Consider the following 26,570-nt stretch of genomic DNA (forward strand, 5'->3'; position numbering starts at 1 on the left):
TTGGCCCGGCTGTATGTCCTGGCCGGCGTCAACGGCGCCGGCAAGAGCAGCGTCGGCGGTGCCGCGATCCGCGACTTCGGCGGCGACTACTACAACCCCGATGAGGCGGCACGGGCGCTGATGGCCGCCAACCCCGGCCTCGACCAGGTGCGGGCGAATTCCGCGGCGTGGCAGCAGGGTAAACGGCTCCTGGAACGCGCCATTGGCGAGCATCTGGATTTCGTGTTCGAAACCACGCTGGGCGGCACCACAATAGTGCGGCTGCTCACCGAGGCGGCCGCGGCCGGCATCGAGGTGCGGGTCTGGTACGTCGGGCTGGCCAGCGCCGACGCGCATATCCAGCGGGTACGCCAGCGGGTCCGCGCGGGTGGCCACGACATCCCCGAATCAACGATTCGCCGCCGGTACCGGCACAGTCGGCTCAACCTGGTGCAGTTGCTGCCGGTGCTCACCGAACTCCGCGTGTACGACAACTCCGCCGACGCCGACCCGGCGGCCGGACAGGCACCGCACCCGGTGCTGGTGCTGCACGTGCAGCGGGGTGAGATCGTCGGCCCGCCGGACCTGTCCGCCACCCCGCAGTGGGCCAAGCCGATCGTGGCGGCGGCGCTGGCCGCCGCGCCCTGATTTTTGCGGTAAACCGCTGCCCGCGCCGTGCCTAAAATAAGCCGGACGACGGGAGCGGACATGATTTCGCGGGTGGGGCGTGCGCTGGTGGGCGTGACGGTGGGTGGCCTGACGGCCGGGGCAGCGCTGCTCGCCGCGCCGGCGCAGGCCGATTGGCACGACGACCTGTACCTGGACATGCTCACCCACGGCGAAGTCAACTATGGCGATCCCGCCGCAGCGATCGCCACCGGCCACTCCATCTGCTCGATGTACACCCAGGGCAAATCGCAGTCCGACGCGGCAACCAGCTTGGTCACCAACAAGGGCATGGACTATCAAACGGCCTACCTGTATGTGACGGCGGCAACGGTGTACTGCCCGAACGATGTCCCCAAAACCGGCGGGTAGACCGAACGTGCGCAAACCTTGACCGCGCCGTGTCATCGCTGTGACGGCGATGCCGCACTGTTCTGACCAGTGAGTGCCGCACGCGCACTCGAAGGTCGAGGAGTGCGCCATGCCGACGCTGACGAATTTCCACCGCCGGTTTCCCCGAGCACTGGCGCTGTCGGTCGCCCTGGCCGCCGCCGTCGCTGCCCCGGCGCACGCCGACGCGATCGATGACTCGTTCCTGTCGGCGCTCGATGGGGCCGGCGTGAACTACGGCGGCGATCCGCAAGGCGCGGTCGCGCTCGGCCAATCCATCTGCCCGGCGTTGGCCCAGCCGGGCGGGACGGTCGCGTCGGCGGCGTCCGGCCTTACCGGCAGCGGCATGTCCCCGATGATGGCGCAGCTGTTCACCAGCATCGCGATCTCGATGTATTGCCCGTCGATGGTGGATTCGCTCGCCAGCGGTCAGGTGCCCAACCTGCCGCAAGTACCGGGTATGCCCGCGCTGTAACGCAATCGCTGCACCGAAATCGACGAAAGCGCGGAAAAGTGCGAGTGGACGTCACGCTGCCGTCGATCTCGGCGCCCGCCTGAAACGTCGATCTCGGCGCCGGCCGGAACGCCCGGCTGAACCCCGAACTAGACCGCGGTCCCCAGCGGATCGATCGTCGACGCGGTGTAGAGCATCACCGCCGCGACGGTCGCCGTGGTGACGAAGTCGATGCCCTTGTTGCGCACCACCAGCAGACCCGCCCGGTCCTCGGACAGCACCAGCCGCAGCGCCGCCGCGACCCCGACACCGATGCCGATCAGCAGCGCGCCGCGGCGCCAGAAGTTCGCCCCCGCCAGCACGAACGCCACCACGAAGATCAGCCCGACCAACAGGATGGGCCATTGGCTGGCCATGACCCGGCGGGCGTGAGCGGGATGGGCGGGATGTTTCACACCGCGCCCTCGGCCAACTCGACGACGTTGGTCAACAAGAACGCCCGGGTCAGCGGCCCCACCCCACCCGGGTTGGGCGACACGTGACCGGCGACCTCCCACACGTCCGGGTGCACGTCGCCGACCAGCCCGTCGGCGGTGCGGCTGACCCCGACGTCGAGGATCGCCGCACCGGGGCGCACCATGTCGGCGGTCAGCAGATGCGGCACCCCGACCGCGGCGACGATGATGTCGGCCTGCCGGGTCAGTGCGGGCAGATCACGAGTCCGGGTGTGGCACAACGTCACCGTGGCGTTCTCCGAACGACGGCTCAGCAGCAGCCCCAGCGGCCGACCGACGGTGACCCCGCGACCGATGACCACCACGTGGGCGCCGGCGATCTCGACGTCGTAGCGGCGCAGCAGGTGCACGATGCCGCGCGGGGTGCACGGCAGCGGCGCCGGGGTGCCCAGCACCAGCCGGCCCAGGTTGGTCGGGTGCAGTCCGTCGGCGTCCTTGGCCGGGTCGACGCGTTCCAACGCCGCGTTCTCGTCCAAATGTTTGGGCAGCGGCAGCTGCACGATGTAGCCGGTGCAGTCCGGGTTGGCGTTCAGTTCATCGATGGTCGCGTTGAGGTCGGCGGCGCTGACGTCGGCGGGCAGGTCGCGGCGGATCGAGGTGATGCCCACCTTGGCGCAGTCGGCGTGCTTACCCCGCACGTAGGCCTGCGACCCGGGGTCGTCGCCGACCAGCACGGTGCCCAGCCCCGGTGTGCGCCCCGCCGCGGCCAACGTGGCCACCCGTGACTTGAGGTCGGCGAAAATTTCGTCGCGCGTGGCCTTGCCGTCCAACGTGATCGCACCCACCCGGGCATTGTTTCATGCCGGCCGGACGTGGACTGGTGGCACGCCGCGGGGCGCCCGGCGGGCATCACCGCCACACTCGGCCGGTGGGGTTGCGGCAGCCTTATAGGCTGCCGCTATGCCCGCCACCCCCGACGTCTTCAGCCCGGTCAAACTCGGCCCGGTCACGCTGCGCAACCGGATCATCAAGGCGGCGACCTTCGAGGCGCGCACCCCGCACGCGTTGGTCACCGATGACCTGATCGAATACCACCGGCTGCCGGCGGCCGGCGGGGTCGGCATGACCACCGTCGCCTACTGCGCGGTCGCCCCCGGGGGCCGCACCTCCGGGGAACAGATCTGGATGCGCCCGGAGGCGCTGCCCGGGCTGCGCCGGCTCACCGACGCGGTGCACGCCGAGGGCGCCGCGGTCAGCGCCCAGATCGGGCACGCCGGCCCGGTGGCCGACGCCCGCTCCAACCAGGCCACCGCGCTGGCCCCGGTGCGGTTCTTCAACCCGATCGGGATGCGGTTCGCCAAGAAGGCCACCCGCGACGACATCGATGACGTCATCGACGCGCACGCCAACGCCGCGAAGCTCGCCGTCGACGCCGGGTTCGACGCCGTCGAAATCCATTTGGGCCATAACTATTTGGCCAGCTCGTTTCTGAGCCCGTTGATCAACCGGCGCACCGACGAGTTCGGCGGGTCGCTGGCCAACCGGGCCAAGGTGGCCCGCGGGTTGGTGACCGCGGTCCGCCGCGCGGTGCAGGACCAGATCGCGGTCACCGCCAAGCTCAATATGGCCGACGGGGTCCGCGGCGGCATCAGCACCGAGGAGGCGTTGACCACCGCGAAGTGGCTGCAGGACGACGGCGGACTCGACGCGCTCGAACTCACCGCGGGTAGCTCGCTGGTCAACCCGATGTACCTGTTCCGCGGTGACGCCCCGGTCAAGGAATTCGCCGGGGTCTTCAAACCGCCGCTGCGCTGGGGCATGCGGATGACCGGCCACAAGTTTCTCCGCCAATACCCCTACCGCGACGCCTACCTGCTGCGCGAGGCCCGGCTGTTTCGCGCCGAGCTGTCGCTGCCGTTGATCCTGCTTGGCGGCATCACCAACCGCGCCACGATGGATCTGGCCATGGCGGAGGGCTTCGAGTTCGTCGCCATGGCCCGGGCGCTGCTGGCCGAACCGGATCTGGTCAACCGGATCGCCGCCGATCACGAGCCGAACGGTGTCACGTCCGCGTGCACGCACTGCAACCAATGCATGCCCACCATCTACAGCCGCACCCGCTGCGTGGTCACCGGCGCGCCGGACGCGCTGGGCTGACCCTGGCCGCCGCGGCGCCGCGGGCAAACAAATCTCGCCGCGCGCCTTGGCTCACCGCGGTTGGATGAAGCGCAGCGCGCCCGAACAGATACAGTTGAGCCGATGAGTCACCCAGCCCCGCCAGCGCTGACCGTTCGGTATGACGGGTCCGAACGCAGTTTCGCGCCAGGTCACGATGTGGTCGTCGGACGTGATCTGCGTGCCGACCTGCGTGTTGCGCATCCTCTGGTGTCGCGTGCCCACCTGCTGCTGCGGTTCGAGCAGGGCCGGTGGATGGCGATCGACAACGGGTCGCTGAACGGGGTGTTCGTCAACGGTCACCGGGTGCCGGTGGTCGACATCCGCGACGGGCAGGTCATCAACCTGGGCAACCCCGACGGGCCGCCGCTGAGTTTCGAGGTTGGTCGCCACCTCGGCGCCGCCGGCCGGCCGCCGCAAACCGCGATGATGGGGGTCGCGCACCCCGGCGTCTCGCGGCCGTCGCATCCCGGGCCGCCGCCCGGCGGGGGCTGGCCGTCGCATCCCGAACCCGCGCATCACCCGGCGCAGCCGCCGCGGTCGGCGCCCTACTCGCGGCCGCACCCCGCCCCGCCGCCGTCCTACGCCCCGCACACGCAGCGCTCCGGTGCGCATCCGCCCGGCTACCGGTCCCCTGCCCCGCCGCCACCGCCGCCACCGTTGCAGCCGGCAACCCGGATGGCCCCGGCCGCGGCCAAGCCGCCGGAAGCCGGCAACTTCGCGACGAAGATGATGGACATCCTGCGGCCGGGCGCCGCGCCGGAGTCGCCGTCCGGCGCGCTGACCTTGGGCCGCGCCACCGACAACGACATCGTCATCTCCGACGTGCTGGCCTCCCGGCACCACGCGATGCTGGTTCCGACACCGCTGGGCACCGAGATCCGGGATAGCCGCAGCATCAACGGGACGTTCGTCAACGGCACCCGGATCGGGTCGGCGATCCTCAACGAGGGCGACGTGGTCACGATCGGCAACGTCGACCTGACCTTCACCGGCGGCACCTTGGTGCGCCGCACCGAGGCCGCCACCCGCACCGGCGGCCTGGAGGTGCGCGACGTCTGCTTCGACGTCGAGGGCGGCAAGCGGCTGCTCAACAACATCACCTTGACCGCCCGCCCGGGCACCCTGACCGCCATCATCGGCGGGTCCGGCGCCGGGAAGTCCACGTTGTCCCGGCTGATCGCCGGCTACACCACCCCCAGCGCCGGCCAGGTGCTGTTCGAGGGCCACAACATCCACACCGAATACGCCTCGCTGCGCAGCCGGATCGGGATGGTCCCCCAGGACGACGTGGTGCACCGCCAGCTGACGGTGAACCAGGCGTTGGGCTACGCCGCCGAGCTGCGGCTGCCGCCCGACAGCAGCAAAGCCGACCGCGACCAGGCCGTCGCCCAGGTGCTCGAAGAGCTGGAGCTGACCAAGCACGCCGACACCCGGGTGGAGAAGCTCTCCGGCGGCCAGCGTAAACGCGCCTCGGTGGCGTTGGAGCTGCTGACCGGGCCGTCGCTGCTGATCCTCGACGAGCCGACGTCGGGTCTGGACCCGGCACTGGACCGGCAGGTCATGCTGATGCTGCGCGGGCTGGCCGACGCCGGCCGCGTGGTGCTGGTGGTCACCCACTCGGTGTCCTACCTGGACGTCTGCGACCAGATCCTGCTGATGGCCCCCGGCGGTAAGACCGCGTTCTGCGGCCCGCCCGACCAGGTGGAAACCGCGCTGGGCACCCGGAACTGGGCCGACATCTTCGCCAACGTGGGCGCTGACCCCGACGAAGCCAACCGCCGGTTCCGGGAGCGCAGCGGGCACCAGGGGGCCTCGGTCGCGGTCGCCGAAACGCCGCCGGCCGACCTCGGCAAAGCCGCGGCCACCAGCGTACGAAAACAGTTGTCGACGATCGCGCGCCGCCAGGTGCGGTTGGTCATCTCCGACCGCGGGTACACGATCTTCCTGGCCGTGCTGCCGTTCATCATGGGTTCGCTATCGCTGACCGTGAAAGGCAACGGCGGCCTGGGCATGCCGGGGGCCGACGCGCCCACCGAACCGCAGTACATCATGGTGTTGCTCACCATCGGCGCCGTCTTCATGGGTACCGCGCTGACCATCCGCGATTTGGTCGGCGAGCGTCCCATCTTCAAACGGGAACAGGCGGTGGGTCTGTCGACTCCCGCCTACCTGCTGGCCAAGGTCGCGGTGTTCTGCGTGTTCGCGATCGCGCAGGCGGCGATCGCGACCACCATCGTGCTGATCGGCAAGAAGGGGCCCAACCCCGCGAATCCGATGTTCGGCAGCTCCAGTTTCGCGCTCTACCTCACCGTCGCCGGCACCTGTGTGGCCTCGGCGTGCCTGGGGTTGGCGCTGTCGTCCTTCGCGAAATCCAACGAGCAGATCATGCCGATGCTGGTGGTGTCGATCATGTCGCAGCTGGTGTTGTGCGGCGGGATGATCCCGGTGACCGGCCGGCTCGGGCTGAACCAGATGTCGTGGGTGACGCCCGCCCGCTGGGGGTATGCGGCAGGCGCCTCGACCATCGACTTCAACCACCTGCTGCACCACGACGCGATCCCCGCCGATTGCGTGCCCAAACCCACTCCGGCGGCCCCCAACCCCACGGTGCCTGCCGGCTGCACCCCGCCGCTGGACGTCACCCAGATCCCCCAGGACACGCTGTGGAAACACACCCGGGGCATCTGGTTCCTGGACATGGGCCTGCTGGCGCTGCTGTCGGTGTTCTACAGCGGCGTGGTGTGGTGGAACATCCGGCTCAAGCGCTAAGGCGGGCTCACCCGTCGGGTGACGAGTCCAACCGCAGTCCGTGCGCCGCGGCGTACGCCAGCGCTTGGGTGATGTCGATGCGCGCGCCGGTCAGCGACGCGGTGGTCCACAACGTCGGGTCGATACGCGCGCCGCGCAGATCGGCCTCGTCGAGCCGGGTGCCGACGGTGCGGGCGCCGGTCAGGTCGGCGCCCCGCAGCCCGGCTTTACGCAAGTCGGCTTCCACCAAGCCGGTCTCCCGCAGCCGGCAGCCGCTCAGATCGACCCCGCGCAGGTCGTTCCCGCCCAGTACGGCCAGCGTGAAGTCCACCTCGTCCAGCGTCAGCGGCCGCAGCCGGCACTGCACGAACACCGAACCCAGCATGCTGCACTGAACAAACGCGCTGTGCCACAGCGACGTCCGCTCGAACCGGCAATTGCGGAACGCGGAGCCGCGGTGCTGGGATTCGGCGAGATTGACCCCGCTGAAATCACATTCGTCGAACACCGCACGTTCGGTGTGCAGGCCAGACAGGTCCTCGTCGCGGAAATCGTGACCGACAAACTCGCGGTCGGCCCACTGCGGCCCGGTCAGCTGGGCGCCAGGCTGGTCAGCGCGTATTCGCTCACCGCGATCAGGGCGTCGGTCGCGGACTTGCGGTCCCGCGCGTCGACGGTGATCACCGGGATGTGGTCGGGCAGCGTCAACGCCTTGCGTACTTCGGCGACCGGATACCGTGGCGCGCCGTCGAATTCGTTGACCGCGATCAGGAACGGCAGGTTGCGGTGTTCGAAGAAGTCCACCGCGGCGAAGCTGTCCTCCAGCCGCCGACAGTCCACCAACACGATGGCGCCGATGGCACCACGCACCAAGTCGTCCCACATGAACCAGAACCGCCGCTGACCGGGCGTACCGAACAGGTACAGCACCAGGTCCTCGTCCAAGGTGATCCGGCCGAAGTCCATCGCCACCGTGGTGGTGCGCTTGTCGGGGGTCGCCTCCAACGCGTCCACACCGGCCGAGGCATCGGTGACGATGGCCTCGGTGCGCAGCGGCATGATCTCCGAAACCGCTCCGACGAACGTGGTCTTGCCGACACCGAACCCGCCCGCGATGACGATCTTCGTCGAGGCGGCGTCCCGCCTATCCGAGTGCTCGTAGGCCACGGAGCGTCCTTCCTATGAGTTCGCGGCGTTCGTCGCGGGTCGAGCGGTCATCCAACGTCCGGCGTACCCGAAGGTATCCCGACGTGACCAGATCGCCGACCAGGACGCGCGCGACACCCAGCGGCAAATCCAACCGTGCCGAGATCTCGGCGACCGACGGGCTCTTCGTGCACAGCTGGACGATCCTGCCTCGCGTATCGTTCGGTGGCCAACGGTGAAACAGCGCCGACTGCAGGGTTTGCACCGGAGCTTCCAGGGGAAGCTCGACGCTGGTGTTGGTGCGCCCGGCGGTCAGAGTGTACGGGCGGACCAGACTCGCCTCAGGTCCGGGTTCCTCCGGCAACTCGTGGTTGTCCATAGCGGCTCACGAGGGCTTCACGAGTGCAGCGGGGCACGTCGAGACGACTGCACCACGCTGCCTACTCGTTCGACGAGGACCGCCATCTCGTAGCCGATCTGACCGATGTCGCAGGAGGTGGCGGCCAGCGTGGCCAGATGCGATCCGTCACCGACCCGCATCAGCAGCAGGTAGCCGTTTTCCATCTCCACCACCGACTGCAGCACTTGGCCGCCTTCGAACAGCTGCGCGGCGCCGGTGGCAAGGCTGGCCAGCCCCGAGGAGACCGCGGCCAGCTGGTCGGCACGGTCGGGCGGCAGGTGCTCACTGGCCGCGACCAGCAGCCCATCCACCGAGACCAGCACCGCGTGGGATACCCCGGGCACGTCGCGAGCGAAGTTGGAGACCAGCCAATCCAATGAGTTGTCCGATTGGCGCGACGGGTACGTCATTCGTGATCAGATCCTTGACTTGTCTGTCGGGCGTGCGAACGTCCTCTCCGCACACCGCCGAAATGACTGCTGATAGAAGCACGGATCGCGTCGGGGTCTCGGTCCCGGGCCTCGTGCCGAGGTTTGTACCCGGTGCCGAACCCGCCGTTTGATGCTACCGGGTACCGCTGGTCAGCCCCGTTGAGCGTGCCGTTGGCGGCCGGCGCGGGCTCGGGGTTGGCCGCACCGGGCACCAACCGGGCGCCGGGTTCACGTACCGGCAGGCCCTGTTCGGTGTGGGAGGCCACCGGCACGTTCTCCACCTCGGCGGCCACCGACCAGCCGTGGTCCCACACCGTCTTCCAGTCCAAATCGGCGCTGCGGGCCAACTCGTGCGGGTCGACCAGCCATTCCGACAGCATCCGCTGGTAGATCAGGTCCCCGGAGGATCCGGCCGGCGGGGCGGCCAGTTCGGCGGCCAGCGCATCCATATCGCGCAGGTCGGGTCCCGCCGCGGTGTCCGGCTCCTGGGCCGACGCCGCACCGTTGGTGCGGCTGCGCGAGGAGAAGTACGCCGCGGTGTTCGACGGCGCCGCCGCCGCCGGCTCCTCCACCGCCTGTCCGACGTCCTTCTCCCACCACGGCCGCGGCAGCTCACGCTGCGGCTTCGGTTCCTCGGCGGCGGGGCTCGACGGCTGCTCCGGGGCGCCGGTGATGCCGCTGGACCCCGGCCTGCGCTGCGGCAGCAACGACACCGTGGCCTCGCTGGTCGCCACCCCATTGCGCTGGGCGTCGTCGGCCACCGGTGTCGACTCCTCGGCATCGGCAGGAGCCGCGGAGGCCAGCGTCAGCGTGGGCGCGCCCCGGCGCGGAAGCTCCGTCTGGCCGGCGGCACCGACCAGCAGGCTCGGCGGCAGGTACACCTCGGCGGTGATGCCCGAACCGCCCGGGGTCGCCCGCAGTTGCACGTCGACGCCGTGCCGCTGGGCCAACCGGCTGACCACGAAAAGACCCATGTGGCGGGCGTTCTCGGGGCTGACCTCGCTGTCGGCGCCCAACCTCATATTGGCGATGCGCAGATCGGCTTCGGTCATGCCCAGGCCGGTGTCGCTGATCTCGACCCGCACCCCGGCGTCGTCGGTCTGCACGGCCGAAACCCGGACCGGCGACGCCGGCGGCGAATACCGCAGCGCGTTGTCGATCAATTCGGCCAGCAGGTGCACGGTGTCGCCGGTGGCCGCACCGGTCACCGTGGCGTCCGGCACGATCGTGGTTTCGACGCGTCGGTAGTCCTCCACCTCGGAGGTGGCGGCGTCGATCACCGTCGCCAGCGGCACCGACCGGCCCTTCTCGTGGGAGATCTGCGCGCCGGCCAGCACCAGCAGGTTGGCCCCGTTGCGGCGCATGCGGGCGGCCAGGTGGTCCAGCCGGAACAGGCTGTCCAGCCGGTCAGGGTCGTCCTCATTGCGTTCGAGCCGGTCGATGAGCGTCAGCTGCTGGTCCACCAGCGACCGGTTGCGTCGCGACATGGTCTCGAACATGTCGTTGACCAGCAGCCGCAACCGGGCCTCGTCACCGGCCAGCAGCAGCGCCTGGGCGTGCAGCTCGTCGACCGCGTGCGCGACCTGGCCGACTTCCTCGGTGGTGTACACCGGCAGCGGCACCGGTGCGCGGTCATCACCGGCCCGCACCCGGGCGATCTCGTCCTCCAGGTCGGTGTGCGCCACCTTCAACGCGCTGTCCCGCAGGGTGCGCAGCGGCGCCACCAGCGACCGGGCCACCCACAACACGACGCCCAGCGCGATCGCCAGCGCGACCAACACCAGGATGGTGTCCCGGATCGCGGCGTTGCGCCGGTCGGCGGCCTGATCCTCCACCGATTTGGTCACCGCACCGGTGGTTTGCTTGATCACTTGGTTGGCGATCTCGTCGGTGGCGTGGATCGCGTGCAGTAGGTCCGGGTTGCCGGCCAGCGCACTGGTCGGATCCGACATCAGCGTCATCCGGCCCACAAACAGCTGCTGGAGCTTTTTGGCGTCCGGGGAGTCGACCCCGAGCACCTGGCTGATCCCGAACAGCGTCGAGGGCTCGGTGCCGGCGACGGTCATCATCGATGTGCGCAACTGCGGCTCGGGCAGCTCACCGCCCCGGTTCACCAGCAGTTCCTGCATCATCATCTGGCCGCGGGCCCCGACCGCCCGGCTCAGCCCCTCGGTTTCGGCCCGGATCCGCTCGCTGTCGACGCGCACCGACCCGTTAATCGCGTCCTCGGCGGGCAACAGGATCAGCGTGTAGCCGGCCACCAGGTCCCGCAGCGGGACACCGGTCGACATCACCTTGTCCAGCAACGCCTGACCGCCGTCCAGCAGCCGGGTCACCCCGGATTTCACGTCGGTCGCCACGTCGGTGCCCGCCAGCCGCGACTGCAGCTCGTACTTGCGGCTCTCGTAGTTCTTCTTCGCCCCTTGGACGTCACCGCCCGCGGAGCCCACCACCAACGCGTTGCTCAGCGCGGCCATGTAGTTGGTGATCGCCGGGATCATCTCGGCCCGGTCGGCGGCCCGCCGCAGCTGGCTGGCGTCGCTCGTGGCCGCCGAGATCCGCAACCCACCGAACAGCATCGCGAGCACCATCGGCACCAGCGCGATCGCCAACACCTTCCAGCGGACCGGCCAGTTGCTCACCGACCAGCGCGGTGGGCGCTTGACCGGCGCCTCCGGCACCGCCTCGGGCGCATCGTTGCTCTCCCCCGACACCGATTCTTGCCCGGTCGGGTGGGCGAACAGGGTCACCGGCCCACGGTCGCACTACCGACCGCTCCGTTGAATTTCACTGTTAGCGCCGTATTCATACACTTCCTGGAGATTCACCCGCTCGCGTGCACGGCGGGGTGAGATTAGGGCGTGGCAATTCGACGAGTATGACAGTACGCGGCGCGCATTACCACAATCCTTACTGAACAGACAGAGTTAGCGACCCCGCGGCGTGTCGCGAGATGGGGGTGCGAGCAAATTTCTCACGACCTTGTCATGATCGAGCGATGTTTCGGGTGATGTTTTACTCGCCCCGCATCGCGCCTAACACCGGCAACGCAATCCGCATGGTGGCGGGCACCGGCGCGGAGCTGCACCTGGTCGAGCCGCTGGGCTTCGACCTGTCCGAACCCAAACTGCGCCGCGCCGGGCTGGACTATCACGACCTGGCGTCGGTCACGGTGCACCCGTCGCTGCCGGCGGCCTGGGCGGCGTTGCGCCCAGATCGGGTGTTCGCCTTCACCGCTCACGCCGCCACCTCATTTGCCGATGTGCGCTACCGGGCCGGGGACGTGTTGTTGTTCGGCCCGGAACCCACCGGTTTAGATGCCGCGACGCTGGCCGACGACCACATCACCGAACAGGTCCGCATCCCGATGCTGCCGGGCCGGCGGTCACTGAACCTGTCGAACGCCGCCGCGGTGGCGGTGTACGAGGCGTGGCGTCAGCACCGATTTGCCGGCGCGGTCTAGCTCACCACCTGTCCCAGTGCGTCACCTGCGCGGCCGGCAACCGTTTGGCCGGCTTGAATTCGGTGCCCTTGGTGTAGGCGATCGGAAACAGGCCACCTTGGCTGTACTGCTCGTGCGGGATGCCCAGCACCTCGGCGGCCCGCTTCTCCCCGTCGCCGAGCAGGTGCAGCGTCGTCCAGCACGAGCCCAGGCCGCGGGAGCGCAGCGCGAGGCAAAAACTCCACGCCGCCGGGAACAGCGACGCCCAAAACGAGGCGCTGAGCCCCAGCGGCGCCTGCTCCACCCGCCCCTGAAGGCACGGGATCAGCAACACCGGCACCTCGTGCATGTGCTCGGCCAGGTATTTCGCCGAATCGGTGACCAGCCCCATCCGTTCGCTGCGGACGTCGCCGTCGCCGTAGTCCGGTTTGGGCCGGTCCAGGTAGGCGGTGGCGCTGGCGCGGTAGATGTCGGCGATCGCCTTCTTTTTGTCCGGGTCGGTGACAAAGACCCACTGCCAGCCCTGGGCGTTGGAGCCGGTGGGCGCCTGCAGCGCCAACTCGAGGCACTCCAGCAGCACCTGCTGCGGCACCGGCTTGTCCAGGTCGAGGCGCTTGCGTACCGATCGGGTGGTGGTCAGGACGTCGTCGACGGACAAGTGAAGGGCCATGTGCGCAGACTACAGCCGGGTCCGCGGCCCGGGCCTGCCTGCTAACCCGCCGAAAGTGAATCCGGTGCGGCCGCCCGGTGGCTTTTTCTCAGAAGATTCACACTCCCGGGCGCCGCGTCGGGGTGCGGCTCCCAGTAGACATTTCGGGTGCCGGGCCGCGGCACCCGGCAGACCAGGCGGTGCCGCTGCAAGGTGACCAGCGCATGATAGACCTGCTCGGCGACCAGCGGTCGGATGCGCTGCCGGTTGAGCAGATGCCGCACCTCGGTGGTGTTGACCGGCGACCCGAAGTCGCCGATGATCGCCAGGATCTCGGCTTGCAGCGGGCTGATGCTCATCGGACGCCGCCCAGTGCCACGATCAGCCGAGTCGCCCCCACCACGTTCCCCTCTCGTCGTTCGACGCGGTCCGTCCCAGCCGTATCGCCGACAACGCCATAGTGCCCCGGGATCGACGCCCGGCCAGGCAGCGATGATACGAGGTCGCCGACGGCGGCGCTTTCGTGATCTAGGCTGGATTGCCAGAAATGTGTTGAGGTCGTGCGGCGGCAGCGAAAATACACGGTGGCGAAAGTTTGGGACGGTAAGCGGGCGCGCAGTCCCCGCACGCTGTTGGCGCAGCACACCACGACGGTGGGCGAGCTGCAGATGCGGTTCGTCACCGAACGGGTCACCCAACCCACCGACTGGTGCTATCACGAGCCGCATCACGTCATCGTCGTGCACCGGCGCGGGCGGTTGCGGTCGATAGAACTCGAATTCGAGCGCGGCCCGTCCGGGCCCGCGTTGCCGGCGGTGGGCGACGTGTGGGTGATCCCCGCCGAACACCGCTACGCGGCCCTCGGCCACGGCGAACAGATCGAGTTCTGCGAGATCACCGTGCCGCCCAGCGCGCTGGGCGGTCGGGAGGTGCGACCACGGATCAACCATCGAGATCCGCTGCTGCATCAGCTGGTGGAGCGGATGGGCAGCGTGATCGGCCGCGAGGACGTGCTAGCACGCATGCTGGAGGAGTCGCTGGCCGAGACGCTTCGGCTGCACCTCAGTGACGGCTACACCGGTAGGGTGCGGCGGGCACCGCGCCGCGCCCTCGATCCCGCGATGCAGGCCAGCCTGGTGGAGTATCTGGAGCACAGCCTCGACGCCGAGATCAGCGTGGCCGCCCTGGCCGCGCAGGCCGAGATGCCCGTCGCCGATTTCGTCAAGGCCTTCGCTGCGGCGTTTCACACCACGCCGCACCAGTTCCTGCTCGATCGGCGCATGGCCCGGGCGAAAACCCTGCTGGCCACCACCGACCGCTCGATCACCGAGATCGGGGCCGCGGTCGGCTTCGGCACGCCGAGCCACTTTGCCACCACGTTCAAACGCCGCGTCGGGGTGACGCCCAGCGCCTATCGGGCCGGCGGCTGACGGCGTCGTCGCGCGCCGTTGGCGCCGAACGTGCGTCCAGGGCGGGATTTCGGCGCGATTTCCGCCGTGGACGCACGTTCGCGGCCTCAGCGGAAGTCGCGGGACTTCGATCCCGTCGCCAGGGTGAGCCGGCCCAGCCGCTCGGCGACCACGGTGACCGCACCGCTGGCGTTTTGCAGCTGACCGCGGATCAGCAGCGCCGACGCGGTCTGCGCCAGCTTGCGGTGGCGCGCCCACACCCCCGGGGTGCACAGCACGTTGACCATCCCGGTCTCGTCTTCCAGGTTCACGAAGGTCACCCCTTGGGCGGTCGCGGGCCGCTGCCGGTGGGTGACCGCGCCGGCGATCAGCACCCGGGTGCCGTCGGGCACGCTGGTCAACTGGTCGGCGGGGATCACCCCGAGCGCATCGAGGTCGGCCCGCAGGAATTGGGTCGGGTAGCTGTCCGGCGAGATGCCGGTGGCCCACACGTCGGCGGCGGCCAGCTCCAGCTCGCTCATCCCCGGCAGCGCCGGGATGTGCGAGCTGGAGCCCACCCCGGGCAGCCGGTCGGGCCGCCCCGTGGCGGCCGCCCCGGCCGCCCACAGCGCCTCGCGGCGGGTGATCCCGAAGCATCCCAACGCGCCGGCGGTGGCCAACGCTTCGGTCTGCGGCACCGAAAGCCGCACCCGGCCGGTCAGATCCAGCAGGGACGCGAACGGGCCGTGGGCCTGTCGTTCTGCGACCAGCTGCTCGGCCAGTGCGTCGCCGAGGTGCCGAACCGCCGCCAACCCCAGCCGCACCTGGGTGCCGTCACGCTCCAAGGTGGCGTGCGGCAGGCTGGCGTTGACGCACGGGCCGTGCACCACCACGCCGTGCCGGCGGGCGTCGGCCACCAGCGACTGCGGCGAGTAGAAACCCATCGGCTGGGCGCGCAGCAGCGCGGCGCAAAACGCCGCCGGGTGATGCAGCTTGAACCACGCCGAGTAGAACACCAGCGCGGCGAACGACAGCGCGTGGCTTTCGGGGAAACCGAAATTGGCGAAGGCTTCCAGCTTTTCGTAGATCCGCTCGGCGACCTCGCCGGTGATGCCGTGCAGCTCGCGCATCCCGTCGTAGAACCGGGTGCGCAGCCGCCGCATCCGTTCGGTGGACCGTTTGGAGCCCATCGCGCGGCGCAGCTGGTCGGCTTCGGCGGCCGAAAACCCGGCGCAGTCGACGGCGAGCTGCATCAGCTGTTCCTGAAACAGCGGCACCCCCAGCGTTTTCCGCAGCGCCGGCTCCATCGACGGGTGGTCGTAGACGACCGGGTCGATCTCGTTGCGCCGCCGGATGTAGGGGTGCACCGAGCCGCCCTGGATCGGCCCGGGCCGGATCAGCGCCACCTCCACCACCAGGTCGTAGAACTCGCGCGGTTTTAACCGCGGCAGGGTGGCCATCTGGGCGCGCGACTCCACCTGGAACACCCCGACCGAATCGGCGCGGGACAACATCGCATACACCGCCGGCTCGGACAGGTCGATTTTGGCCAGGTCCACCTCGATGCCCTGGTGTTCGGCAACCAGGTCTTTCGCGTAGTGCAGCGCCGAGAGCATGCCCAGGCCAAGCAGGTCGAACTTCACCAAACCGATTGCCGCGCAGTCGTCTTTGTCCCACTGCAACACGCTGCGGTTTTCCATCCGCGCCCACTCCACCGGGCACACGTCGGCGATCGGCCGGTCGCAGATCACCATGCCCCCGGAGTGAATACCCAAATGCCGCGGCAGGTTGGTGATCTGGGTGGCCAGGTCGATCACCGGCTCGGGGATGCCGTCGGTGTCGGGTCCTACCCCACTCCAGCGGCTGATCTGTTTGCTCCAGGCGTCCTGCTGGCCTTGGGAGAACCCCAGCGCCCGGGCCATGTCGCGCACCGCGCTGCGGCCCCGGTAGGTGATGACGTTGGCGACCTGCGCGGCGTAGTCGCGACCGTATTTGTCGTAGACGTACTGGATGACCTTTTCCCGCTGGTCGGATTCGATGTCGATGTCGATGTCCGGCGGCCCGTCCCGGGCGGGCGATAAGAACCGCTCGAACAACAACTCGTTGGCCACCGGGTCCACCGCGGTGACACCGAGGGCGTAGCAGACCGCCGAGTTGGCCGCCGACCCCCGGCCCTGACACAGGATGTCGTTGCGCTGACAGAATGCGGTGATGTCGTGCACCACCAGGAAATATCCCGGAAACGTCAGCTGGGCAATGACGTTCAGTTCGTGCTCGATCTGGGCGTACGCCGTCGCGGCCCGGGACGGCGGGCCGTAGCGCCGCCGGGCACCGGCCATCGTCAGCTCCCGCAGCCAGCTGTCCTCGGTGTGCCCGGGCGGGACGTCAAACGGCGGCAGCTGCGGGGCGATCAGCTGCAGCGGGAACGCGCACTGCTCACCGAGTTCGGCCGCGGCGGTCACCACCTCCGGACACCAGGCGAACAGCCGGGCCATCTCCGCACCGGACCGCAGATGCGCGCCGCCCAGCGGGGCCAGCCAGCCGGCGGCCGAATCCAGGGATTGCCGGGCCCGGATCGCGCCCATCGCCATCGCCAGCCGCGCCCGCGACGGCGCCGCGAAATGCGCGCCGGTGGTAGCGATTACCCCGAGACCGAAGCGCGGCGCCAGCGCCGCCAACGCGGCGTTGCGCTCGTCGTCGCGCGGCTGGCCGTGGCAGGTCAGCTCGACGCTGACCCGCTCCGCCCCGAACCGGTCCACCAGATCGGCCAGCGCCGTCGCCGCCGCATCCGGTCCGCCGTCGGTCAGGGCTTGGCGGACATGGCCTTTGCGGCACCCGGTGAGGATCTGCCAGTGCCCGTCCGCCGCATTCGCCAGCGCGTCGAGGTCGAACCGCAGCTTGCCCTTCTCGCCGCCGGCCAGGTGCGCCGCGGCCAGCTGGCGCGACAACCGTCGATACCCCTCCGGGCCGCGGGCCAGCACCAGCAGATGCGGGCCCGGCGGATCGGGGTGCTCGGTGCGCGCCGCCGACCCCAACGACAGTTCGGCGCCGAACACGGTGGCGATGCCCAGTTCGGCGGCCGCCTCGGCGAACCGCACCACCCCGTACAACCCGTTGTGGTCGGTCAACGCGATGCCGCGCAAATCCAGCCGCGCGGCCTCCTCGACCAGTTCCTCGGGGGTGCTGGCCCCGTCGAGGAAGCTGTACGCCGAATGCGCGTGCAGCTCGGCGTAGGCGACGGTCGAGCGGACCGGCGGGGTGCCGTCGGCGCCGTGGTAGGCCCCCCGTTTACGGGACCGGGGCCCGTCGTCGTGTTCCGGCTCGCCGCCCAGCGGCGTGCCGGCGCGGCGCGGTTTGCCGTCGAGCACCCGCTCCATCTCCGCCCAGCTCGGCGGCCCGTTGCCCCAGCCCACCCCGCCAGTGTATCGAACTCATGTTCGAATAACTCCCGCGCGCCTCTGGCCGCCCTCGAAACCTCCGGGAGAGCGGGCCCAGGGCCACCGTGGCGGCGACGGCAGTGCCGCCGGGCGGCCAACTTGAACGTTCGCACCAAGACCGCTGAACACCCGGGATTGATAACTGCCGCAAACATGTTGCGACACAATTTGTTCCGGTAATCTGACAGCCGATTCCCAGCTGTTTACGTCGGTTTCTGTTTGTTGACATGTATTTAACGTCCTGGACCTATCGCCGTCAGGAGCTAGACCGGATACTCATATTCACCTCCGAGACGGACAGCGGTGACGGGCCATGAATCAACTGACAACGCTCGACGCGAGCTTTTTGAAGGCTGAAGACGCCGATCGGCACGTCAGCCTGGCGATCGGCGGAATCGCCGTGTTAGACGGTTCCGCTCCCGACTACGCCCGGCTGAAGACCACACTGGCCGAGCGGATTCGGACGATACCGCGGTGCACCCAAGTGCTGCGGGTGTTCCCCTTCGACATGGGCGCCCCCGAGTGGGTCGATGATCCGGGATTCGATATCTCCCGTCATGTGCGACGCATCGCCGTCCCCCGCCCCGGCGATGACACCGAGCTGTACCGGGTCGTCGCCGACCTGATGGAGCGCCGCCTGGACCGGACCCGCCCCCTGTGGGAGTGCTGGATCATTGAAGGCCTGGCGGGCAACCGGTGGGCGATGCTGATGAAGATTCATCACTGCATGGCCGACGGAGTGTCGGCGACGCGCATCCTCACCGGGTTGTGTGACGCCACCGGCGGCAACGTGGTCGCGGCTCCCGGCGCTGCGAACCGGGCCACCATCCCGCCATCGCGTCGTCCGCAGCTGCCGGACCTGAACCCGTCGCGGTGGGCGCACAGCGTGTGGCGGGTGGCTTCGGCGGCCGCCGATACCGCCGCACGAGCACTCGGCGGCGCCGCCGAAATTGCCGTCGGCTTGGCCCGGCCGGCGGCCAGGTCGTCGCTGATCGGCCCGGTCACCGCGATGCGCCGCTATCGCGCGGTCCAGGTCCCCCTCGCCGATGTGGAAAACGTCTGTCGCCGGTTCGACGTGACCATCAACGACGTGGCCCTGGCCGCGATCACCGAGGGGTTCCGCACGGTGCTGCTCCATCGCGGCGAGCAGCCGCGGCCGGATTCGCTGCGCACCCTGGTGCCGGTGTCGGTGCGCTCGGCGGACGCGCTCGACACACCCGACAATCGCATCTCGGTCATGCTGCCGTACCTGCCCGTCGACCAGGACGACCCCGTCGAGCAGCTGCGAACGGTGCATACCCGGTTGACCCGGACCAAACAGGGCGGACAGCGTCAAGCGGGCAGGGTCATCGTGTCTGCGGCCAACCACATTCCGTTCATGGTGTCTTCCTGGGCGATTCGGCTGCTGACCCGACTCCCGCAACGCGGCATCGTGACGTTGGCGACCAATGTGCCCGGGCCGCGCCACCGCCTGCAGATCATGGGGCATCGGGTGCTGAGCGTGTTGCCGGTCCCGCCGATCGCGCTGCAATTGCGCACCGGGGTCGCGGTATTGAGCTATGCCGATGAGCTGGTGTTCGGTATCACCGCCGATTACGACGCGGCGGCCGACGTGGAGAAACTCGCCGACGGTATCGCGCTGGCGGTGGCACGGCTGGTTGCCCTGAGCCGCGACTCGGTACTGCTGTTTCCGCACGCCCCCGGGCAGCGACGCGACGCATCGGCGGCCGTCGCGGGCGGCGCGCGGCGCCCCTCCAGCGCCTAAGGGCGGGCGACGATCACCGGCACCCGCGCCGACTGCACCACCGCCGTGCTCACCGAGCCCAACAACATCCCGGTGAACCCGCCGCGACCGTGGCTGCCGACCACCACCAGCTGCGCGGACTGGGACTGCTCGATCAGCTGGTCGGCCGGCCGATCACAGGCCACCACCCGCCGCACGGTGACATCGGGGTAGCGCTCCTGCCAACCCGCCAGCCGCTCGGCGAGCACCAGCTCGCCGTCGGCCTGCATGGCCGCGACGTCGGCGCCGGGGAACTCGAACACGCTGACGTCGTGCCAGGCATACACCGCCACCAACTCCACCCCCCGGAAGGAGGCTTCCTCGAACGCCAGCGCCGTGGCCGCCTCCGACACCGGTGACCCGTCGATCCCGACCACCACCGGGGCCTGGCCAGGGTCGGGCACCAGCGGATCCTCCCAGTCGTGGATGACCGCGACCGGGCAGTGCGCGTGCCGGACCAGGGAGGAGCTGACCGAACCCAGCAGGCTGCGCCGCAACCGACCATGACCGCGGCACCCGACCACGATCATCGCGGCCTGGGTGCTCAACTCGACCAGGGTGGGCACCGTCGATCCGATCATGGTCTCGCCGCTGACCTGCAGCGGCCCGGCCGGCCCGGTACGGCCCTGCACAAGTTCGAGCGCGTCGCGAATATGCCGCTGCCCCTGCTCTTCCTGCCATTCGGCGTAGCCGGGCGGCATCGGGGTCTCCGGGAAGGTCATCACCACCGGCGGGGCCAGGATGTGCACCAACGCCAGCGACGCACCGCGCATCACCGCGTCCCGGGCCGCCCAGTCCACCGCCGCGGCCGACGACGGGGATCCGTCGACACCGACCAGGATGCCGCGATGCGTGACCGGGGCGGACATCTCGTTCTCCTTCTCCGGTTCTGTGGCGATCAGAGCGCTACCGCTACCACGGTACGACGCCGGATCCGCGCCGCGCGCCGTTTGCTGCGGCGCCGCTACCGTAGGTGGAGAAACCCGACGAAAGGGGCCACCACCGTGCCGGTCACCATCGACCCGCGCCGCCACGACGCGGTGCTGTTCGGCCTCGACGCCGTGGTGACCGACACCGGGGCGCCGGTATCCGGCTCGACGGAGGCGCTGCTGCGACAGCTGCGCGACGCCGGCGTCGGCACCGCGGTGTTCACGTCGGACCGCGGGTGCGCCGATGCGCCGGCCGCCGTGGGACTTTCGGGCCTGGTCGATGTCGGCGTCGACGGGCGTGGGCTCGGGTTGGCCGAGGCGGCCCAGCGGGTGGGCGCGCGGCCGGGCCGCTGCGTGGTGATCGACGACGCGGAGGAAACCATCGCCTTGGCGCGCACCGGCGGCTTCGCCCTGGTGATCGGGCTCGACACGACCGGGCGCCACGCGGACGCGCTGCGCGACCGCGGCGCCGATGCGGTGGTCACCGAGCTGGGTGAGGTCGACGTGCGCACCGGCGACCAGCGCATGTCGGCGCTTCCCGACGCGATGTCGGCGCTGCTGGATGACGCGGGGGCCGTCCCGCGGCCCGCGGTGTTCTTCGACTTCGACGGCACCCTGTCCGACATCGTCGACGACCCCGACTCGGCGCGGCTGACCGAGGGCGCCGGCGAGGCCCTGCACCGGTTGGCCGCCCAATGCCCGGTCGCGGTGCTCAGCGGCCGCGACCTGGCCGACGTCCGCGAGCGGATCGGGGTGCCCGGGATCTGGTATGCGGGCAGCCACGGCTTCGAGCTGATCGGCCCCGACGATGCGCACCACCAGAACGACGCCGCGGCGGCCGCCATCCCGGTGCTGACCGAGGCCGCCGGGCAGTTGCGCACCCAACTCGGCGGCATCGCCGGTGTTGCGGTGGAACACAAGCGTTTTGCCGTGGCCGTGCACTACCGCAACGCGGCCCGCGAGCACGTCGGCGCGGTGGCCGCGGCGGTGCGCGCCGCCGGTCGCCACTACGCGCTTCGGGTGACCACCGGCCGAGAAGTAATCGAGCTGCGCCCCGATATCGACTGGGACAAGGGCAAAACGCTGCGCTGGATCATCGAGCGGGTGGCCGCCGGGCCACTGGTGCCGATGTATCTCGGCGACGACATCACCGACGAGGACGCCTTCGACGCGATCCGCCGGGACGGCATCGGAATCGTGGTCCGCCACACCGACGACGGGGACCGCGCCACCGCGGCGCGCTACGCGCTGGACAGTCCCGCGCGGGTCCGCGAGTTCACCCAGCGACTCGCCGACCGGCTCCACGCCCACCGGGCGTAACGGACGCGGGCGACGCTAGGGACGGTACTCGACCGCGCCGTCGTCGAGCACCACCCGCGCCCCGGTGCCGTCGGGTGCGGCGGCTTCGGTGCGGAACACCGCCCGGCCCGGCTCGGTGCGCCAGATCGAGGTGGTCAGCGTCTCGCCGGGGAACACCGGCGCGCTGAAACGCGCGGCGATGCTGGTGATCTTGGCGGCCTCACCGCCGGCCAACTCGGCGAGCAACGCGCGCCCGGCGAAGCCGTAGCTGCACAGCCCGTGCAGGATCGGCTTGGGGAAACCGGCCAGGGTCTGGGCGAACCACGGGTCGCTGTGCAGCGGGTTGCGGTCACCGGACAGCCGGTAGAGCAGCGCCTGGTCGTCGCGGGTGGGGTAGGCGACCCGCGCGTCGGGGTCGCGGTCCGGGATCTCCGGCGCCGCGGGCCGCTGGCCGGGCGCGCCCCCGAAGCCGCCGGCGCCGCGGATCACCGCCGTGGTCAAGGTTTCGGCGATCACGTCCTGCGTGGTGGGATCGGTGCCACGGGCCCGCAGCATGACGATCGCGTTTTTGCCCTCCCCCTTGTCCTGAATGTCGGCCACCTCGGCGACCACGCTGAGGCGACCGGCCGGCGGCAGCGGCGCGAACAACCGGATCTGCTGCGAACCGTGCAGCAGTTGGCTGAAGTCGAAGTCCCCGATCTTGGCGGCCGCCGCAAAGCCCATGCAGCAGATCACCGCGTAGGTGGGCAGCACCTGCTGGGCGATCCCGTGGCTGTTGTCGGTGGTGTAGGCCAGGTCCTCGGTTCCCGCGCCCACCCCGAGCGCGTAGAGCATGGTGTCCCGGTCGGTCCACTCGAACAGCGTCGGTTCGGTGGTGGCGCCGATGGCGGTGGGATCGATCGGCATGGAATCTCCTTTGCGACGGCATCACGTGGACGGGCCGGCTCCATTCCACCATCGGCGCGGGCCGCAGCGTTACCGCCGTCACAAATTCGCCCCAACCGAAACGAATCCGCCCCGCCGGCGTCGCCGGCAAGGCAGGCTATCGCCATGCCCAACCGGACCGTCATCTGGAAAGCGGCGGCGATCGTCGCCGCGGCGATCGTCCTCGCCGCCTGCAGCGGCACCCCGCGCGTGCGCACCATCACCTTGACCTTCATCCGGCACGGTCAGTCGGAAGCCAACGCCGACGGCATCATCGACACCGACATGCCCGGTCCGGGCCTGACCCCGGAGGGCAAAAAACAGGCCGACCAGATCGCCCATCAGCTCAGCCGCAACGGGTACGACGGCGTCTATGCCTCCTCGATGGCGCGCGCCCAACAGACCGCCGCGCCGCTGGCGCACGAGCTGGGTCGCCGGGTGGAGGTGCTGCCGGGCCTGCGCGAGATCGACGCCGGCTGGTATGACGGCGGCCCGTCGGCGCGGGCGGACTCCACCTATCTACTGGCGCCCAAACAGTGGCTGCGCGGCGACCGCGCCAACGCCATCCCGGGTTCGATCGACGGCGACGCGTTCAACGACCAGTTCGGTGCCGCCGTCCAGAAGATCTACGCCAGCGGCGACGCCAAGCCGGTGGCGTTCGCCCACGGCGCCGCGATCATGGTCTGGACGCTGATGAACGTCAAAAACCCCAAGGACAGCCTGCTCAGCGACCACCCGTTGCCGAATGTCGGGCGGGTGGTGATCACCGGCAGCCCGGCCACCGGCTGGACGCTGACCGATTGGGACGGCATCCGCACCTTCAATTAATGGACTACTGCGTCACATCGTGTTGACGTAGGCCCGGCCGGGGGCGACGATGACTCGCATGCGCTATGTCGTTACCGGCGGTACCGGGTTTATCGGTCGCCGCGTGGTGTCCCAGCTGTTGGCCACCCGTCCCGACGCCGAGGTGTGGGTCCTGGTCCGCCGCGGCTCCCTGGGCCGCTTCGAAAAACTGGCCGCGGGCTGGGGTGCCCGGGCGAAACCGCTGGTCGGGGACCTCACCGCCGCCGATCTCGGGTTGACCGACGCGGTGATCACCGAGCTCGGCGCGGTCAGCCACGTGGTGCACTGCGCGGCGATCTACGATTTGACCGCCGGCGAGGCCGAGCAGCGCGCGGCCAATGTGGACGGCACCCGCGCGGTGATCGGGCTGGCCCGTCGCCTGGACGCGACGCTGCACCACGTGTCGTCGATCTCGGTCGCCGGCGACTTCCGCGGCGAATACACCGAGGACGATTTCGACGTCGGCCAGCGGCTGCCGACGCCGTATCACCAGACGAAGTTCGAGGCCGAGCTGCTGGTCCGCTCGACGCCGGGGCTGCGCTACCGGGTCTACCGCCCGGCGGTGGTGGTGGGCGATTCACGCACCGGGGAGATGGACAAGGTCGACGGGCCCTACTACTTCTTTCCGGTGCTGGCCAAGCTGGCGGTGTTGCCCCGGTTCACCCCGATGGCGCTGCCCGACACCGGGCGCACCAACGTGGTCCCGGTCGACTACGTCGTCGACGCGCTGGTCGCGCTGATGCACGCCGAGGGCTGCGACGGGCGGACCTTCCACCTGACCGCACCGACGACGATCGGGCTGCGCGGCATCTACCGCGGTGTCGCCGCCGAGGCGGGCCTGCCGCCGCTGCGCGCGTCGCTGCCCCGCTCGGTGGCCGCGCCGGTGCTGCGGGCCCGGGGCCGGGCCAAGGTGTGGCGCAATATGGCGGCCACCCAGCTGGGGATCCCCCCGGAGCTGCTCGACGTCGTCGACCTGGCCCCCACGTTCACCGCCGAGGCGACCCGGGCGGCGTTGCGCGGCACCGGGATCGAGGTTCCCGAGTTCGCCAGCTACGCGCCGCGGCTGTGGCGGTACTGGGCCGAGCGGCTGGATCCGGACCGGGCCCGCCGCGACGACCCGGCCGGGCCGCTGGTCGGTCGGCACGTCATCATCACCGGCGCGTCCAGCGGCATCGGCCGCGCCTCGGCGCTCGCGGTCGCCGAACGGGGCGCCACGGTGTTCGCGCTGGCCCGCAACGCCGAAGCGCTCGACGATCTGATCGCCGAGATCCGCGCGGCCGGCGGCACGGCGTACGCGTTCACGTGCGACGTCACCGATTCGGCGTCGGTGGACCACACGATCAAGGACATCCTGGGCCGGTTCGACCACGTCGACTACCTGGTCAACAATGCCGGCCGGTCGATCCGCCGGTCGGTGATCCACTCCACCGACCGGTTGCACGACTACGAGCGGGTGATGGCGGTCAACTACTTCGGCGCGGTGCGGATGACGCTGGCGCTGCTGCCGCACTGGCGGGAGCGCCGGTTCGGCCACGTGGTCAACGTGTCCAGCGCCGGCGTGCAGGCCCGCAGCCCGAAATACAGTGCGTACCTGCCGAGTAAGGCCGCGCTGGACGCGTTCGCCGAGGTGGTGTCCACCGAGACGCTGTCGGATCACATCACGTTCACCAACATCCACATGCCGCTGGTGGCCACCCCGATGATCGCGCCGTCACGCCGGCTCAACCCGGTGCCGCCGATCAGTGCCGAGCACGCGGCCGCGATGGTGGTGCGCGGGCTGGTGGAGAAGCCGGCCCGGATCGACACCCCAACCGGCACGCTGGCCGAGGCCGGCAATTACTTCACCCCGCGGCTGTCGCGGCGGATCCTGCACCAGCTGTATTTGGGCTACCCGGATTCGGCGGCGGCGCGCGGGCTGGCACCGGCCGAGCCCGACGTGGCGCCGACGCCGCCGCGCCGACCCAAACGCCCGACCCGGGCCATCGCGCGGGTGCGGGTGCCCCGGCCGGTGCGGCGGGCGGCCCGCCTGGTGCCCGGCGTGCACTGGTGAGCCACCCGGTCTTCGTCGACGTCGACACCGGGGTCGACGACGCGCTGGCGCTGGTGTACCTGCTGGCCAGCCCGGACGCCGAGCTGGTGGGCATCGCCTCGACCGGCGGAAACGTTGCGGTCGACCAGGTTTGCGCCAACAACCTGGGCTTGCTGCAGCTGTGCGGGGTGACCGGTGTTCCGGTGTCCCGGGGTGCGGACGGGCCGTTGCACGGCCCGCTGACGCCCGGTGACGCGCACGGCCCGGCCGGACTCGGCTACGCCGAACTGCCGCCGGCCACCGCTGCGCTCACCTCTTATGACGCGGCCACGGCGTGGGTGCAAGCGGCCCGCGACCATCCCGGCCGGCTGATCGGGGTGGCCACCGGACCGCTGACCAACGTGGCGTTGGCGCTGCGCGCCGAACCGGCGCTGCCCACGCTGCTGCGTCGGCTCGTCATCATGGGCGGCGCCTACGACTACCGCGGCAACACCACCCCGGTGGCCGAATGGAACATCAGCGTCGACCCCGAGGCGGCCGCGCAGGTGTTCGCCGGCTGGGGTGCGGCACCGGAACTGCCGATCCTGTGTGGGTTGGAGCTCACCCAGCGGATCGTCGCGACGCCGGCGCTGTTCGACCGGCTGGCGGCCGCTTCGGGTTCGACCAACAATCCCCTGCTGCGGGTACTGCAGGACGCGATGCGGTTCTACTTCGAGGCCCACCGGGACTGGGGAGACGGCTACCTGGCGTACCTGCATGATCCGTTGGCCGCGGCGGTGGCACTGGACCCGGCCCTGGTGGCCACCCGGCCGGCGGCGGTGGGCGTCGAGCTGACCGGCACCCTGACCCGGGGCATGACGGTCACCGACTGGTCCGGGCGCTGGGGTCAAGAACCCAACGCCCACATCGGGGTCGACGTCGACCCGGCGGCGTTCTTCGACCGGTTCGTGCAGCGGGTCGGCGCGTTCGCGGCCCGGCTGGGCTGACCCACGCGCCG

At 70.1% G+C, this 26,570-nt stretch carries 24 protein-coding genes; 12 read left to right on the forward strand and 12 right to left on the reverse strand.

Annotation, left to right across the window (positions count from 1 at the left end; genetic code table 11):
- The 3 genes from ACAG26_RS01070 (at nucleotide 1) to ACAG26_RS01080 (ending at nucleotide 1,510) form a co-directional block, all read left to right on the forward strand.
- Entirely contained in the window at nucleotides 1–627 is a 627-nt protein-coding gene (locus ACAG26_RS01070; RefSeq protein WP_370478294.1) for a zeta toxin family protein, read from the forward strand.
- Nucleotides 628–687: 60 nt separating this feature from the next.
- A complete protein-coding gene (locus ACAG26_RS01075) occupies nucleotides 688–1,017 on the forward strand; it encodes a DUF732 domain-containing protein (RefSeq protein WP_370478298.1) in 330 nt (109 codons plus the stop codon).
- A 109-nt stretch (nucleotides 1,018–1,126) separates the two neighbouring features.
- Nucleotides 1,127–1,510, forward strand: coding sequence for a DUF732 domain-containing protein (locus ACAG26_RS01080; RefSeq protein ID WP_370478301.1), 384 nt, complete (start codon nucleotides 1,127–1,129; stop codon nucleotides 1,508–1,510).
- 128 nt (nucleotides 1,511–1,638) lie between these two features.
- Here ACAG26_RS01080 and ACAG26_RS01085 read toward each other — a convergent pair whose 3' ends face one another.
- Nucleotides 1,639–1,905, reverse strand: a complete 267-nt coding sequence (locus tag ACAG26_RS01085) for a DUF3017 domain-containing protein (protein WP_370478303.1) — start codon at nucleotides 1,903–1,905, stop codon at nucleotides 1,639–1,641.
- A 35-nt stretch (nucleotides 1,906–1,940) separates the two neighbouring features.
- On the reverse strand, nucleotides 1,941–2,789 hold the full coding sequence (locus ACAG26_RS01090; protein WP_370478305.1) for a bifunctional methylenetetrahydrofolate dehydrogenase/methenyltetrahydrofolate cyclohydrolase: 849 nt from the start codon (nucleotides 2,787–2,789) through the stop codon (nucleotides 1,941–1,943).
- 115 nt (nucleotides 2,790–2,904) lie between these two features.
- Here ACAG26_RS01090 and ACAG26_RS01095 point away from each other — a divergent pair, with 115 nt between their 5' ends.
- A complete protein-coding gene (locus tag ACAG26_RS01095; protein WP_370478307.1) occupies nucleotides 2,905–4,101 on the forward strand; it encodes an NADH:flavin oxidoreductase in 1,197 nt (398 codons plus the stop codon).
- A 102-nt stretch (nucleotides 4,102–4,203) separates the two neighbouring features.
- Complete coding sequence (locus tag ACAG26_RS01100; RefSeq protein WP_370478310.1) at nucleotides 4,204–6,891, forward strand: ATP-binding cassette domain-containing protein; 2,688 nt, start codon at nucleotides 4,204–4,206, stop codon at nucleotides 6,889–6,891.
- A 7-nt stretch (nucleotides 6,892–6,898) separates the two neighbouring features.
- On the opposite strand, the gene ACAG26_RS01105 is transcribed toward ACAG26_RS01100, so the two are convergent.
- From ACAG26_RS01105 to ACAG26_RS01125, 5 genes are read right to left on the reverse strand one after another with little or no spacing between them, the layout of a single operon-like run.
- A complete protein-coding gene (locus ACAG26_RS01105; protein ID WP_370478801.1) occupies nucleotides 6,899–7,465 on the reverse strand; it encodes a pentapeptide repeat-containing protein in 567 nt (188 codons plus the stop codon).
- The gene (locus ACAG26_RS01110; protein WP_370478313.1) at nucleotides 7,462–8,037 is read right to left on the reverse strand and encodes an ATP/GTP-binding protein; all 576 of its coding nucleotides are present in this window, start codon (nucleotides 8,035–8,037) and stop codon (nucleotides 7,462–7,464) included. The genes ACAG26_RS01105 and ACAG26_RS01110 overlap by 4 nt, the downstream gene beginning before the upstream one ends.
- Nucleotides 8,015–8,395 (reverse strand): DUF742 domain-containing protein, encoded by a 381-nt coding sequence (locus tag ACAG26_RS01115; RefSeq protein ID WP_370478316.1) that lies wholly within the window; start codon nucleotides 8,393–8,395, stop codon nucleotides 8,015–8,017. The genes ACAG26_RS01110 and ACAG26_RS01115 overlap by 23 nt, the downstream gene beginning before the upstream one ends.
- A gap of 17 nt (nucleotides 8,396–8,412) precedes the next feature.
- Complete coding sequence (locus ACAG26_RS01120; protein WP_071026595.1) at nucleotides 8,413–8,826, reverse strand: serine protease inhibitor; 414 nt, start codon at nucleotides 8,824–8,826, stop codon at nucleotides 8,413–8,415.
- Entirely contained in the window at nucleotides 8,823–11,597 is a 2,775-nt protein-coding gene (locus tag ACAG26_RS01125; protein WP_370478323.1) for an ATP-binding protein, read from the reverse strand. Before ACAG26_RS01125 ends, ACAG26_RS01120 begins: the two co-directional genes overlap by 4 nt.
- Before the next feature lie 248 nt (nucleotides 11,598–11,845).
- Between ACAG26_RS01125 and ACAG26_RS01130 the strand changes: the two genes are divergently transcribed.
- Nucleotides 11,846–12,310 carry a tRNA (cytidine(34)-2'-O)-methyltransferase gene (locus ACAG26_RS01130; protein ID WP_370478326.1) on the forward strand — a complete coding sequence of 155 codons (465 nt, stop codon included), beginning with the start codon at nucleotides 11,846–11,848 and terminating at the stop codon, nucleotides 12,308–12,310.
- 1 nt (nucleotide 12,311) lies between these two features.
- On the opposite strand, the gene ACAG26_RS01135 is transcribed toward ACAG26_RS01130, so the two are convergent.
- Nucleotides 12,312–12,959, reverse strand: a complete 648-nt coding sequence (locus ACAG26_RS01135) for a nitroreductase family protein (RefSeq protein ID WP_370478329.1) — start codon at nucleotides 12,957–12,959, stop codon at nucleotides 12,312–12,314.
- 41 nt (nucleotides 12,960–13,000) lie between these two features.
- Complete coding sequence (locus ACAG26_RS01140; protein WP_370478331.1) at nucleotides 13,001–13,297, reverse strand: hypothetical protein; 297 nt, start codon at nucleotides 13,295–13,297, stop codon at nucleotides 13,001–13,003.
- Nucleotides 13,298–13,498: 201 nt separating this feature from the next.
- Between ACAG26_RS01140 and ACAG26_RS01145 the strand changes: the two genes are divergently transcribed.
- Nucleotides 13,499–14,368, forward strand: coding sequence for an AraC family transcriptional regulator (locus ACAG26_RS01145; RefSeq protein ID WP_370478333.1), 870 nt, complete (start codon nucleotides 13,499–13,501; stop codon nucleotides 14,366–14,368).
- Nucleotides 14,369–14,454: 86 nt separating this feature from the next.
- Here the strand turns inward: ACAG26_RS01145 and ACAG26_RS01150 are convergent, their stop codons facing one another.
- Complete coding sequence (locus tag ACAG26_RS01150) at nucleotides 14,455–17,739, reverse strand: error-prone DNA polymerase (RefSeq protein WP_370478335.1); 3,285 nt, start codon at nucleotides 17,737–17,739, stop codon at nucleotides 14,455–14,457.
- 337 nt (nucleotides 17,740–18,076) lie between these two features.
- Between ACAG26_RS01150 and ACAG26_RS01155 the strand changes: the two genes are divergently transcribed.
- A complete protein-coding gene (locus tag ACAG26_RS01155; protein WP_370478338.1) occupies nucleotides 18,077–19,528 on the forward strand; it encodes a wax ester/triacylglycerol synthase family O-acyltransferase in 1,452 nt (483 codons plus the stop codon).
- On the opposite strand, the gene ACAG26_RS01160 is transcribed toward ACAG26_RS01155, so the two are convergent.
- Nucleotides 19,525–20,415, reverse strand: coding sequence for a universal stress protein (locus ACAG26_RS01160; protein WP_370478340.1), 891 nt, complete (start codon nucleotides 20,413–20,415; stop codon nucleotides 19,525–19,527). The two genes, ACAG26_RS01155 and ACAG26_RS01160, sit on opposite strands and share 4 nt — an antisense overlap.
- Before the next feature lie 135 nt (nucleotides 20,416–20,550).
- Between ACAG26_RS01160 and otsB the strand changes: the two genes are divergently transcribed.
- Nucleotides 20,551–21,795: a trehalose-phosphatase gene (gene otsB, locus ACAG26_RS01165; RefSeq protein ID WP_370478343.1), complete on the forward strand. Its 1,245-nt coding sequence runs from the start codon at nucleotides 20,551–20,553 to the stop codon at nucleotides 21,793–21,795.
- 15 nt (nucleotides 21,796–21,810) lie between these two features.
- Here the strand turns inward: otsB and ACAG26_RS01170 are convergent, their stop codons facing one another.
- Nucleotides 21,811–22,680 carry a MaoC/PaaZ C-terminal domain-containing protein gene (locus ACAG26_RS01170; protein ID WP_370478345.1) on the reverse strand — a complete coding sequence of 290 codons (870 nt, stop codon included), beginning with the start codon at nucleotides 22,678–22,680 and terminating at the stop codon, nucleotides 21,811–21,813.
- Nucleotides 22,681–22,824: 144 nt separating this feature from the next.
- On the opposite strand from ACAG26_RS01170, the gene ACAG26_RS01175 reads away from it, so the two are divergent.
- The 3 genes from ACAG26_RS01175 to ACAG26_RS01185 are packed head-to-tail and all read left to right on the forward strand — an operon-like array spanning nucleotide 22,825 to nucleotide 26,559.
- Nucleotides 22,825–23,526, forward strand: a complete 702-nt coding sequence (locus tag ACAG26_RS01175; protein WP_370478347.1) for a histidine phosphatase family protein — start codon at nucleotides 22,825–22,827, stop codon at nucleotides 23,524–23,526.
- A 58-nt stretch (nucleotides 23,527–23,584) separates the two neighbouring features.
- A complete protein-coding gene (locus tag ACAG26_RS01180) occupies nucleotides 23,585–25,594 on the forward strand; it encodes an SDR family oxidoreductase (protein ID WP_370478350.1) in 2,010 nt (669 codons plus the stop codon).
- The gene (locus tag ACAG26_RS01185) at nucleotides 25,591–26,559 is read left to right on the forward strand and encodes a nucleoside hydrolase (RefSeq protein ID WP_370478352.1); all 969 of its coding nucleotides are present in this window, start codon (nucleotides 25,591–25,593) and stop codon (nucleotides 26,557–26,559) included. Before ACAG26_RS01180 ends, ACAG26_RS01185 begins: the two co-directional genes overlap by 4 nt.
- Nucleotides 26,560–26,570 lie beyond the last annotated feature (11 nt).

Source organism: Mycobacterium sp. pUA109 (assembly GCF_041287095.1).
Taxonomy (GTDB): domain Bacteria; phylum Actinomycetota; class Actinomycetes; order Mycobacteriales; family Mycobacteriaceae; genus Mycobacterium.

Coding starts and splice junctions, on each gene's coding strand:
- ACAG26_RS01095 (WP_370478307.1), top strand. CDS start 2,905: ATGCCCGCCACCCCCGACGTCTTCAGCCCGGTCAAACTCGGCCCGGTC.
- ACAG26_RS01140 (WP_370478331.1), bottom strand. CDS start 13,297: ATGAGCATCAGCCCGCTGCAAGCCGAGATCCTGGCGATCATCGGCGAC.
- ACAG26_RS01115 (WP_370478316.1), bottom strand. CDS start 8,395: ATGGACAACCACGAGTTGCCGGAGGAACCCGGACCTGAGGCGAGTCTG.
- ACAG26_RS01170 (WP_370478345.1), bottom strand. CDS start 22,680: ATGCCGATCGATCCCACCGCCATCGGCGCCACCACCGAACCGACGCTG.
- ACAG26_RS01100 (WP_370478310.1), top strand. CDS start 4,204: ATGAGTCACCCAGCCCCGCCAGCGCTGACCGTTCGGTATGACGGGTCC.
- ACAG26_RS01080 (WP_370478301.1), top strand. CDS start 1,127: ATGCCGACGCTGACGAATTTCCACCGCCGGTTTCCCCGAGCACTGGCG.
- ACAG26_RS01130 (WP_370478326.1), top strand. CDS start 11,846: ATGTTTCGGGTGATGTTTTACTCGCCCCGCATCGCGCCTAACACCGGC.
- ACAG26_RS01075 (WP_370478298.1), top strand. CDS start 688: ATGATTTCGCGGGTGGGGCGTGCGCTGGTGGGCGTGACGGTGGGTGGC.
- ACAG26_RS01120 (WP_071026595.1), bottom strand. CDS start 8,826: ATGACGTACCCGTCGCGCCAATCGGACAACTCATTGGATTGGCTGGTC.
- ACAG26_RS01085 (WP_370478303.1), bottom strand. CDS start 1,905: ATGGCCAGCCAATGGCCCATCCTGTTGGTCGGGCTGATCTTCGTGGTG.
- ACAG26_RS01160 (WP_370478340.1), bottom strand. CDS start 20,415: ATGTCCGCCCCGGTCACGCATCGCGGCATCCTGGTCGGTGTCGACGGA.
- ACAG26_RS01175 (WP_370478347.1), top strand. CDS start 22,825: ATGCCCAACCGGACCGTCATCTGGAAAGCGGCGGCGATCGTCGCCGCG.
- ACAG26_RS01135 (WP_370478329.1), bottom strand. CDS start 12,959: ATGGCCCTTCACTTGTCCGTCGACGACGTCCTGACCACCACCCGATCG.
- ACAG26_RS01180 (WP_370478350.1), top strand. CDS start 23,585: ATGCGCTATGTCGTTACCGGCGGTACCGGGTTTATCGGTCGCCGCGTG.
- ACAG26_RS01155 (WP_370478338.1), top strand. CDS start 18,077: ATGAATCAACTGACAACGCTCGACGCGAGCTTTTTGAAGGCTGAAGAC.